Raw genomic sequence first — 9,721 nt, 5'->3', positions numbered from 1 at the left:
CCGAAATCGAAGCCCCTCCGGGGCTCCGAGCCCGGCCCCATTGCTCAACCCGCGCCAGACGGCGTAACTTTAGTCGGGACTCTACCCATGGCTGGATGAAAGTTCCACGGCAGGTCAGGACTCAGAAATTTTCCATGATCTTGGCCTTCTGCCCGTCGTAATCGGCCTGGCTGATCAGGCCCTCGTCGAGGGCGCCCTTCAGCTTTCTCAGGCGATTGATCGGATCGTCGTTCTGACTGGCCGCCACGGGCTTGGTCCGCTCGGAATGACTGGGAACGGCAGGCTTCGGCCGGGCATTGGGAGTGATATTTGGCGCTCCACTGGACACCCGGTAGAGAAGCCACCTCAGACCTCCGGTTACCGGGCTCATGTCCAGTCCCGAGGCCACGGACAGGATCGCCTTGATCGACGGTATGCGGATGGAATTCGATCCACAGGCCAGCGCCAGCCGTGCCGCCCAATCGCGAACGTAGAGGTCATCGGAGGCTGAAAGCCGCCGGAACAGTTCCGAGCCTTGCGGATTGAGGAAATCCGAGCGGGTGAAGATGAGGTTCTCGCCGCTGTGGCAGTGCTTGAACAGGCCGGGATCGAACACCAAGGCCCGCAACGACAGTTGCATCACCAGCATGGAGAAGTGATCCAGCGTCGCGTCGAAATGCGTCTCATCGCGCTCGGGGTGCTGGAAATTGATGCTGCCGAGCAAGGTGCAGGGCAACCCGCTCAGTTCGGGCAAAAACATGGAATCGTAATCGATCAGCTTCAGGCGACCATCAGGTCCGATCAGGATGTTGTCGTGTTTAAGGTCGCCATGGGCCACGCCACGGTTCAGCAGATCCAGGCAAAGCCGTGCCCAGGCCCGGCTCAGGCCGGCGATGCCGCCGCGCTTGTCGCTTTCGCACAGGGTCTGGACCACGGCGCCGATGGTGCGGCCTGCGATCCACGGCATGCTGATGACCGGATATTCACCGTGCTTGGCGATGGACGATGTCACGTAGAGTTCGTCGCGGTGAAACCGGAGAGGGACCATATAGGGCGAGCCGCTGGCCGCGACGAAGCCGGAGATTGCCTTGTAGCGGCGCTCAAGATCGGGAAGATCACGGATGAAGCACTTGATCGCCAAGAGCGATCCCATGGATTCGGTGACACGGAACACCCCGGCGAAGTTTCCGGCGAGAAACTGCGGATGGCCTCGGGAATCCTTGAACGGTGTCACCTGGAGAGTGGCGAACCGGGCCTTGGCGTTGGAAAGCGCCGCCTTGTAGTCCGCCAATACGGGAAACGTCACTGTTCGAACTCCGTGGTCCGGTCACGTGATGAATCCTCGGCGGCTTGGTTGAAAACGATGGCCGGGCGGGTGCCGATATCGAGCAGTTTGACCAACGCGACGGCATCGGCATTGAAGGCCATGCCGCGCAGGGTCGGCGTGGTCTTCAGGTCGCGCTCGAACAATTCGCAGATGATGGCGCGATGGCGGCCCGACAACTCACTCGACATCTCGAACAGCAGGCGTGCATAGGTGTCGTCTGGCAATTGGCCCGCGCTGGATGGAAACACCACCGGCGCGTCGTCGCCGCCTGAAATATGGCAGTTCATCAGCAGGACGTGGCCGTCCTTGGTCTTCAGCCCGGTCAACCGCCGGGCGGTCGCCAAAAGCTCTTCATCGCTGTCCACGTCGTTGGCCATGCCGTCGGTAATGTTGATGACGGCCGGGGGGAATGAGCCGGGGTTCGCCGAAATCCAGGGCTCCAGGATGGACTGCGCCAAGCGCAGAGCTCCGTTCATCGGGGTGCTTTCCACCGCCACCGGCGCCACCCAACGGGAAACAGCGACCCGTTCGACCACCGGCTGGCCGCGAACCATGATGGTGGTCTCTTCCTCGATGGTATCGGCGTTTTCCGCCACCTCGGAGATGGGCACCAAGCTGCGCCCGGCAAGGTTTCCCAGCCAGCAGAACTCGGCGCGGTTGGTGCGCCCATAGCCGATGACGCCGATGTCGAAATAGTCACGGACGCCTTCATCGCGCATACAGCGGTTGATCAACTCGTCAAGAGTTCGGTTGAGCGCATCCGCCACCACCTGGGCCCGGCTGATCGTCTGTCCGTTATCATCGACACCGAAGGTGGTGTTCATGGATTTGGATTGATCGACCAGAAAGATGAAGGCACCGCGTTGGTCACGGCTGATTTCCTGTGAATAGGCCACGGATCACGTCTCCTGTGGTTGAGCGGCAATACGGTTTACGCTGGCGGGTATCTCTGCCGACGAAATCAGTTCACATCCAGAGCCTTGATCATGAACGACCCGGAGATCCTGAATTTTACGCACTAAAACTTTAGCAAAGACCTTCGCTCCGGCATATTTCAGATAAAACACCAGGAAGAGAGGGCTGTTGAAGTGGGGACTTGAGAGTGATTATTAAAAACATGTTCTGCCATTGTATTGTTGTCCGCATGAAGACTATTGTCGAGCCGATGAATTTGTGCAACAAAACATATATGAGTTTATCTCTTTCCCAGAGGAGTTAGGTTATGGCAGCACAGATGGCAACAGGTATGGCTGGTGGAACCGCCGCGAACGCCGCAGCTCCCGCAGCTGGCGGTGCGGCCATGGCTGCAGCGGCTTCTCCGGAAATCGAACGCGAGGGTGCCGCGCAGGCCGTCGGCATGAAGGCCGGTGGTGCCAAGGCCGGTGCCGCCAATGGCGCCGCGGCCAAGACCGGTGCGGCCAAGGCTGCCGCGGCGGAGGTCGAGCGCGAGGCTGTGACCGCCAAGGCCGCGGGTATGAAAGCCGCCGGGGCCAAGACGGCTGCCGGTGGCGCCAATCAGGCGGCCATGGCTGCCAAGGGAGCCGGCGCTGCCACCAAGGTCGCCGCTACCGGCGTCAAGGGCAAGGCCATGGTTGCCGCTGGTGGAGCCGGTGCCGCCGGTGCCGCGGCGGGTGCCGCCACCGGGGCTTCGGTCACCGCCAGCCCCATCGCCGCCGCCACCAGCAGCAGCGCCATGCTGTCGGCCAAGGGTGTCGGCCTGGGCCTCGGTCTGGGGCTGGGCGCCTGGGGGCCGGTGCTGCTGGGCGTGGTTGGGGTGGCTGGAGCCGTCGCTCTTTATGAATATTACAAGAACCGCAATGCCGAGCCGGCTGCGGCCGAAGCCGTCTGAAGGAGGACGAAATGACCGCACAGACTATCGGGTTGTCGCAAGAAACCGGAACCAGTTACAAGCCCTTGGTGATGGCTGCCCTCAGCTATCTCGGCATTCTTTGTTTTGTGCCTTTGATGCGCAACAAGGATGACGAATACGTTCAGTTCCATGCCAAGCAAGGGCTGGTGCTGTGGATGATCGCGGTCCTGTCCATGTTCGTCCTGGAAATTCCCGGCATCGGAAAGTGGTTCTTCGGCTTCTCGTCCATGCTGGTTCTGGTTCTGTCGGTTGCCGGTCTGGCCTCGGTGGCGTTCCGCCGCGCCTGGAAGCTGCCGCTGGTCGGATATATCGCTGACCGCATCTGACTCTGCTGAACGGATCCGCCGCGCCGAGATGACTCCATGGGGTCATCTCGGCGTCGTCGTTTTTGTGGGGCGTTTCCGGTCACATGCGGCGCCACCAATCGAGGGTGCCGCGCAGCAAGGCGGGGCCGTTATCGACAATTTCGATAATGCCCATGGCTACGGCGGCCAACCCCAGCAGAATGCCTATCTTCAGCCCGCCATTCCGGGGCAGTTGATCGCGAGAGATCATTGCCGCATCCCCATGGCGGGGGTCAGCCGCAATCGGCGCGGCCGCCGTTTCGCTTGGCGCCGCAACTGCATCCACCGCCACATGACGCCCCGTCGGACGGCCGCCACATCCGCCACAGATGACGGATGACCACGAAGGCCGCCCCCGCTCCCACGACGGTAATGGCGCCCATATCCCAGAGTGAACCCCAAGCCATGGCGGCACGCTTCTTTCATCAAGAGGTGGCGGAGGAAGACTCCGCCATCAGGTCAGACCAAGGCCCATTGATCGGAACCGATCAATGGGCGCCTCAAACGCCGGGCGGGATTCTCCCAATCCCTTGGCTTTCGCCGTTTGATCGGCGCGACAGCCTTGCGGTCGACCAAGGCCCGATGAGTCTCGCTCGTCGGGCCTTGGGATCAGACCTACAGGAAGGTACCGCCAATCCGGCCGGCGGCCAGGGCCAGCAACCAGGCAAAGGACAGGGAATAGACCACCGAGAACCCGGCCCAACGCCAACTCTGCGCCTCCTTGCCGATGATGGCGATGGTCGACAGGCAAGGCGCGTAGAGCAAGGTGAAGATCATGAAGGCGATGGCCGTTGCGGGTGGCATGGCGCCCCTCAAGGTCTCGGTCAGCTGGTCCGACCCCTTCTCCTGGGCGTAGATGACGGCATAGGTCGCCACCACCACTTCCTTGGCGACAAAGCCGGTCATGATGGCCGCCGAATCCCGCCAGGAAAAGCCCAGCGGCTGGAACAGCGGCGTCACCGCGATGGCCGAACGCCCCAGATAGCTCTTTTCCAGCTTCTCCTGCGCCTGGGCGCTCTTCAGCGTCCGTAACGCCGCTTCCTTTTCCGGGCTGTCGGGAAGCGCGGTCTGTTCGGCGACGACGGTCTCGAAGTCCTGGGAATAGGCGATGTCGCGGGGGAATTCCTGGAGGAACCAGATCACGACGGAGCCCACCAGGATGACGCCGGTGACCTTGGCGACGAAGCCCTGGGCGCTATCCCACATATGATGCAGAACCGAATGCAGGGTCGGCAGACGATAGGGCGGCAGTTCCATCACGAAGGCGTCGCCACCGCTGCCGGGAATGATGCGGTTCAGCAACACCGCCGACACCATGGCGGCGACCAGGGACAGCATATACATGGCGAAGACCACGGTTCCGGCGATATCGGCGAAGAAAGCGCCTGCGAACAGGATGAACACCGGCAGGCGGGCCGAGCAATTCATGAACGGGGCGATCAGCATGGCGATCAGACGCGCCCGCTTATTGGTGATGACGCGGGTGGCCATGACGGCGGGGACATTGCAGCCGAACCCGGCCACCATGGGGATCAAGGTGGTGCCGTGCAGGCCGAAATGGTGCATTACCCGGTCCATCAGGAAGCTGGCGCGCGCCAGATAGCCGGTGCCGCTGAGGATGGCCATGAAGAAGAACAGAATGACGATGTTGGGCAGGAAAACGATGGTTCCGCCGACGCCCGCCATCACACCGTTGACCACCAGATCATGGAACATGCCCTCCGGCAGGCTCTTGTCCACCAGATCGGTGGCCAGTTGCACCCCGACCTTGATCCAGTCGGTGGGAATGGCGCCCAAGCTGAAGGTCGCCTCGAACATGACCCACAGGATACCCAGCAGCAGCGGCAGGCCCAGGGTGCGGTTCAGGAAGAAGTCGTCGAGGATACGGGTCAGCTTGAACCCGGCGGTGGGATCCCCCTCCTGCTGACGGGCTTCACGCAGCAGGCCGTTGGAAAAGGCGAACCTCGCCGAGGCCAACAGGCTGGCGGTGTCCTCATCATGCTCGTGGGCCAGGGCGGTCTGCTCGCCCTTGATTTCGCCTATCAGGTCGGCATGGTTGCTTTCGTGGCGCAGGATCTCGTCATCGCCTTCCAGCATCTTGATGGCCAGCCAGCGCGAGCGTGCCGGGCTCAGCTCCTGGGGGTGCAGCGTGGACAGATGCTGCTGGACGCGCTCGATGGCCGCCTCCAGATGGCTATCATAGTGTAGCCGCATGGGCGTGGCGGGAGTCGTCGAGGCCATGGCCGCCACCGCGTCCAGCAGGGCGTCGACGCCTTCCTTCTTCAGGGCGCAGGTCTCCACCACCGGTGACCCAAGGGCCGACGCCAATAGTGTGGTGTCAATGCGAATACCGGCCCGCCGGACCTCGTCCATCATGTTCAGTACGGTGATGCGGGGAAGCCCGGTCTCGATCAGCTGGGTGGTCAGGAACAGGCTGCGGTCCAGATGCCCGGCATCTAGTACATTGACGATGATGTCGGGTTCTTCGTCGTGAATGTAGTCGCAGCCGACCTTCTCCTCCGGCGATTGCGACGAGGTGGAGAAGATGCCCGGCACATCGACGATGCGTAGGCTGACCCCGCCATGGGTGATCTCGCGCACATTCAGGGAGGTCGTCACCCGCTGATAGTTGGCGACGGCGGATTGGGCGCCCGTCAGGGCATTGAACAAACTGGTGGAACCGGCATTGGGGTTACCCACCAGCGCCACGGTGACGGGGGATTTCATGTGCGGCTTCCCTTGGATCGAGGTCGATGGGGTGATTATTTCACGCGGATGCGGATCTGCCGTGCCTCGGCGTTGCGCAGGCCCAGGCTGTAGCCCATCAGGCTGTAGATGCGCGGATCACCCAACGGCGCCGCACGATCCAGCGTGACGGGAGTGCCGGCCACGACGCCAAGCGACTGCATGCGGCGTTTGAAAACGCCGTCCTCGGTCTCAATCTTGACGACTTCACCCTGCTGTTCGGGACCAAGGTCGGCAAGGGTGAGAATATCGGAACTGATCTGCTGTGCCATGGGATGATTCCTATGAAATATGCTATCGCGGCTCTGGATATTTTTCACTGTAGGTGCCGGTGATCCGACCGAAAGGGCAGGGAAGCAACGCCGGTCAGCGTCCCACGGCCCCAAAAACCGTTTCCGACATCAGGAGCGACTTCGTCGACATCGGCCGGTAACAAAGCAAGAAAGATGTAGGGAAGGACAAAGGCTCCGACCAGCATATTCAATAAACCGGCAATCTTCTTCATTGAAACGCCCAGTAGAATTTCTGCTATGCGACTGGCTCGCATCTTCAATAGCGTAGATTCCCCCTCGTGACAAGTGGTCTTGCGATGCCCGTGTGGGAAGCCCTTGGGCACCGCTCGCCCCTGGGGCCGCGTCCACGCCTGCGGGCCGTATTGGCCGCCGTCCAGGTCGCGGCCAAGCGAGGCACCGCCCCCGCCGATGAATCCAAAAGTGCTTCCTCGGCTGCCTCCGAATGGCAACGGCGTTACCCTCGGCCACACGCATGGTAACGCGTTACCGATTGGCGGTGCCGCCACAGCAGGAGCAGCGAGGCAGCCCTGCCAGCCGGTATTTCGGGCGATGGGCGGCATGGGGATTGACCTGGGCGTCTCGGTCGGGCTGACGGCGGTTGATCTCTTCTGCATTGGGGATCTTCAAACATCGGATCGTAGCTTCCGTCGGTGTCCGATTTCCGAAAAGCAGCACAATCGGGCCTTTGCCCCACCCAAGGTCTTGCGAGTCGCCTGGGCCATGAAGCTCCTCTCTTCCCAAAAGCCGCTTGGGGCTTTATGGTCCGGCAACTTCAGGATTCATGACCCAAGATGACCAAGCTCAGCCATATCCGCAATTTCTCCATTGTCGCCCATATCGACCACGGCAAGTCCACCCTGGCCGACCGTCTGATCCAGGCCTGCGGGGCCATCGAAGCCCGCGACATGAAGGAGCAGATGCTCGATTCCATGGATATCGAGCGCGAACGCGGCATCACCATCAAGGCCCAGACCGTCCGTCTGGAATACAAGGCCAAGGACGGCTTGACCTATCAGTTGAACCTGATGGACACGCCCGGCCATGTGGACTTCGCCTACGAGGTTTCGCGCTCGCTGGCCGCTTGCGAGGGCTCGCTGCTGGTGGTGGACGCCTCCCAGGGCGTCGAGGCCCAGACCCTGGCCAATGTCTATCACGCGCTGGACGCCGGTCACGAGGTGGTGCCGGTCCTGAACAAGATCGACCTGCCCGCCGCCGAGCCCGAGCGCGTCAAGCAGCAGATCGAGGACGTCATCGGCCTGGATACCTCCGACGCGGTGATGATCTCGGCCAAGACCGGCATCGGCATCGATCTGGTGCTGGAAGCCCTGGTCACCCGCCTGCCCTGTCCGGAAGGCGAGGAGAACGAGCCGCTGCAGGCGCTGCTGGTGGATTCCTGGTATGACGCCTATCTGGGCGTCATCATCCTGGTGCGCATCAAGAACGGCGTGCTGCGCAAGGGCCAGAAGATCCGCATGATGGCCAGCGGCCTCGCCTATCAGGTTGACAGCGTCGGCTATTTCACCCCCAAGATCATCCAGTCCAACGAGTTGCGGCCCGGCGAGATGGGATTCTTCACCGCGGGGATCAAGGCGGTGGCCGACACCAAGGTGGGCGATACCGTCACCGACGACAAGAAGCCGGCCGCCGAGCCACTGCCGGGCTTCAAGCCCAGCGTGCCGGTGGTGTGGTGCGGCCTATTCCCCATCGACGCCGCCGATTACGAGGATCTGCGCGACTCGCTCGCCAAGCTGCGCCTCAACGACGCCAGCTTCCAGTACGAGCCCGAGACCTCGGCGGCGTTGGGCTTCGGTTTCCGCTGCGGCTTCCTCGGCCTGCTGCATCTGGAGATCATCCAGGAACGGCTTGAGCGCGAGTTCAATCTGGACCTCATCACCACGGCGCCGTCGGTGGTCTATCGCGTCCACCTGACCAATGGCGACATGCAGGAACTGCACAATCCCGCCGACATGCCCGATCCCGCCCGCATCGACCATATGGAAGAGCCGTGGATCAAGGCCACCATCATGGTTCCCGACGAATATCTGGGGCCGGTGCTCACCCTGTGCACCGACCGGCGCGGCCAGCAGGTGGACCTGACCTATGCCGGATCGCGGGCCATGGCGGTCTACAAGCTGCCGCTCAACGAGGTGGTGTTCGACTTCTACGACCGGCTGAAATCCATCTCGCGCGGCTATGCCAGCTTCGATTACGAGGTGGACAGCTATTCAGAAAGCGAGTTGGTCAAGGTCTCGATCCTGGTCAACGCCGAGCCGGTGGACGCCCTGTCCTTCGTGGTGCACAAGGCCAATGCGGAATCACGCGGACGCGGCATCTGCCAGCGGCTGAAAGAGCTGATTCCGCGCCAGATGTTCCAGATCGCCATCCAGGCCGCCATTGGCGGGCGTATCGTGGCGCGTGAAAGCATCAGCGCGCTTAGGAAGGACGTGACCGCCAAGTGCTATGGCGGCGACGCCTCGCGCAAGCGCAAGCTGCTGGACAAGCAGAAGGAAGGCAAGAAGCGCATGCGCCAGTTCGGCAAGGTGGAGATTCCCCAATCCGCCTTCCTGGCCGCGCTGAAGATGGGCGACGACTGATATCGCTGACTCTTACGGAAAGCGGCCGGGACGGCCGCGCTCCCAGAATAGCGAGCAGTTAGGAGCGCGGACGTCTCGCCCGCCTGCGGATCACATCAAACGCCGGGTGGGTTTCTCCGAAACCCCTGTGCTTCCGCCGCACGAGCGGCGCGGGGTGGGGAGGTCTTTGCTTAACGCCGGAAGGCGTGGCGGCGCTGGCGCTTACGGCAGGCCACCGACAGGCAGGCGCCGGTCAGGCCGACGGCGATCCAGGCGGGAAGGTCGAGGATCAGGGCGGCCATGCCGTCCATCAGCGAGCGGCCCGCATCGGCGGTGTCGGGGGTGTGACCGGCCAGAAGGGTAACCACGTCGGCGGTGATGATTCCGGCATATTCCGCCGGTCCAAGGGCGAGCACGGCGTCGGCAGAGGCCATGATGACCGACACTCCGATCAGCAGCCACCCCATCACACGTCCGAAAATCATGCGGCCCCCTGAAGGCGATTTAGTGCTTATTTGATAACTGAGAATAGATTTGCGCCCAAGCGGTCTGAAATTCAACAGCTTTTCGCCGGATGTGGAAAAAAACAG

12 protein-coding genes are annotated in these 9,721 nt (G+C 62.2%); 3 read left to right on the top strand and 9 right to left on the bottom strand.

All coding sequences use genetic code 11. The features are described 5' to 3' along the window. Positions 1–121: 121 nt before the first annotated feature. Entirely contained in the window at positions 122–1,285 is a 1,164-nt protein-coding gene (locus tag CU669_RS17585) for a protein kinase family protein (protein ID WP_112146903.1), read from the bottom strand. Beyond that, positions 1,282–2,202: a hypothetical protein gene (locus tag CU669_RS17580; protein WP_112146902.1), complete on the bottom strand. Its 921-nt coding sequence runs from the start codon at positions 2,200–2,202 to the stop codon at positions 1,282–1,284. Before CU669_RS17580 ends, CU669_RS17585 begins: the two co-directional genes overlap by 4 nt. A gap of 404 nt (positions 2,203–2,606) precedes the next feature. Here CU669_RS17580 and mamG point away from each other — a divergent pair, with 404 nt between their 5' ends. Together mamG and CU669_RS17570 are read left to right on the top strand one after the other, a co-directional pair. Next, on the top strand, positions 2,607–3,155 hold the full coding sequence (mamG, locus tag CU669_RS21590; RefSeq protein WP_239988767.1) for a magnetosome protein MamG: 549 nt from the start codon (positions 2,607–2,609) through the stop codon (positions 3,153–3,155). 11 nt (positions 3,156–3,166) lie between these two features. Then, the gene (locus CU669_RS17570) at positions 3,167–3,502 is read left to right on the top strand and encodes a hypothetical protein (RefSeq protein WP_085372066.1); all 336 of its coding nucleotides are present in this window, start codon (positions 3,167–3,169) and stop codon (positions 3,500–3,502) included. 79 nt (positions 3,503–3,581) lie between these two features. Here the strand turns inward: CU669_RS17570 and CU669_RS21455 are convergent, their stop codons facing one another. From CU669_RS21455 to CU669_RS21445, 6 genes are all read right to left on the bottom strand, one after another. Further along, a complete protein-coding gene (locus tag CU669_RS21455) occupies positions 3,582–3,731 on the bottom strand; it encodes a hypothetical protein (RefSeq protein ID WP_161539711.1) in 150 nt (49 codons plus the stop codon). A 22-nt stretch (positions 3,732–3,753) separates the two neighbouring features. After that, positions 3,754–3,927 carry a hypothetical protein gene (locus CU669_RS21450; RefSeq protein ID WP_161539710.1) on the bottom strand — a complete coding sequence of 58 codons (174 nt, stop codon included), beginning with the start codon at positions 3,925–3,927 and terminating at the stop codon, positions 3,754–3,756. Positions 3,928–4,135: 208 nt separating this feature from the next. After that, on the bottom strand, positions 4,136–6,247 hold the full coding sequence (feoB, locus tag CU669_RS17565; protein WP_112146901.1) for a ferrous iron transport protein B: 2,112 nt from the start codon (positions 6,245–6,247) through the stop codon (positions 4,136–4,138). A gap of 35 nt (positions 6,248–6,282) precedes the next feature. After that, positions 6,283–6,537, bottom strand: coding sequence for a FeoA family protein (locus tag CU669_RS17560; protein WP_112146900.1), 255 nt, complete (start codon positions 6,535–6,537; stop codon positions 6,283–6,285). Positions 6,538–6,581: 44 nt separating this feature from the next. Then, on the bottom strand, positions 6,582–6,770 hold the full coding sequence (locus CU669_RS17555; protein WP_112146899.1) for a hypothetical protein: 189 nt from the start codon (positions 6,768–6,770) through the stop codon (positions 6,582–6,584). Between the two features lie 271 nt (positions 6,771–7,041). Further along, positions 7,042–7,185: a hypothetical protein gene (locus tag CU669_RS21445; RefSeq protein WP_161539709.1), complete on the bottom strand. Its 144-nt coding sequence runs from the start codon at positions 7,183–7,185 to the stop codon at positions 7,042–7,044. Between the two features lie 164 nt (positions 7,186–7,349). On the opposite strand from CU669_RS21445, the gene lepA reads away from it, so the two are divergent. Then, positions 7,350–9,152: a translation elongation factor 4 gene (lepA, locus tag CU669_RS17545; protein ID WP_112146897.1), complete on the top strand. Its 1,803-nt coding sequence runs from the start codon at positions 7,350–7,352 to the stop codon at positions 9,150–9,152. A 170-nt stretch (positions 9,153–9,322) separates the two neighbouring features. Here the strand turns inward: lepA and CU669_RS17540 are convergent, their stop codons facing one another. Beyond that, positions 9,323–9,616: a hypothetical protein gene (locus CU669_RS17540; protein ID WP_112146896.1), complete on the bottom strand. Its 294-nt coding sequence runs from the start codon at positions 9,614–9,616 to the stop codon at positions 9,323–9,325. Positions 9,617–9,721 lie beyond the last annotated feature (105 nt).

This window comes from Paramagnetospirillum kuznetsovii, from assembly GCF_003284725.1.
GTDB classification, from domain to species: Bacteria; Pseudomonadota; Alphaproteobacteria; order Rhodospirillales; family Magnetospirillaceae; genus Phaeospirillum; species Phaeospirillum kuznetsovii.
The sequence above is the reverse complement of the archived record's forward strand: the minus strand, read 5'-3'. Positions and strand labels throughout refer to the sequence as shown.

Excerpts from the sequence above, each read along its gene's own strand:
- CU669_RS17570 (WP_085372066.1), top strand. The coding sequence starts at position 3,167 with ATGACCGCACAGACTATCGGGTTGTCGCAAGAAACCGGAACCAGTTAC.
- mamG (WP_239988767.1), top strand. The coding sequence starts at position 2,607 with ATGGCTGCAGCGGCTTCTCCGGAAATCGAACGCGAGGGTGCCGCGCAG.
- CU669_RS17540 (WP_112146896.1), bottom strand. The coding sequence starts at position 9,616 with ATGATTTTCGGACGTGTGATGGGGTGGCTGCTGATCGGAGTGTCGGTC.
- CU669_RS21450 (WP_161539710.1), bottom strand. The coding sequence starts at position 3,927 with ATGGCTTGGGGTTCACTCTGGGATATGGGCGCCATTACCGTCGTGGGA.
- CU669_RS17560 (WP_112146900.1), bottom strand. The coding sequence starts at position 6,537 with ATGGCACAGCAGATCAGTTCCGATATTCTCACCCTTGCCGACCTTGGT.
- lepA (WP_112146897.1), top strand. The coding sequence starts at position 7,350 with ATGACCAAGCTCAGCCATATCCGCAATTTCTCCATTGTCGCCCATATC.
- CU669_RS17555 (WP_112146899.1), bottom strand. The coding sequence starts at position 6,770 with ATGAAGAAGATTGCCGGTTTATTGAATATGCTGGTCGGAGCCTTTGTC.
- CU669_RS21455 (WP_161539711.1), bottom strand. The coding sequence starts at position 3,731 with ATGATCTCTCGCGATCAACTGCCCCGGAATGGCGGGCTGAAGATAGGC.
- feoB (WP_112146901.1), bottom strand. The coding sequence starts at position 6,247 with ATGAAATCCCCCGTCACCGTGGCGCTGGTGGGTAACCCCAATGCCGGT.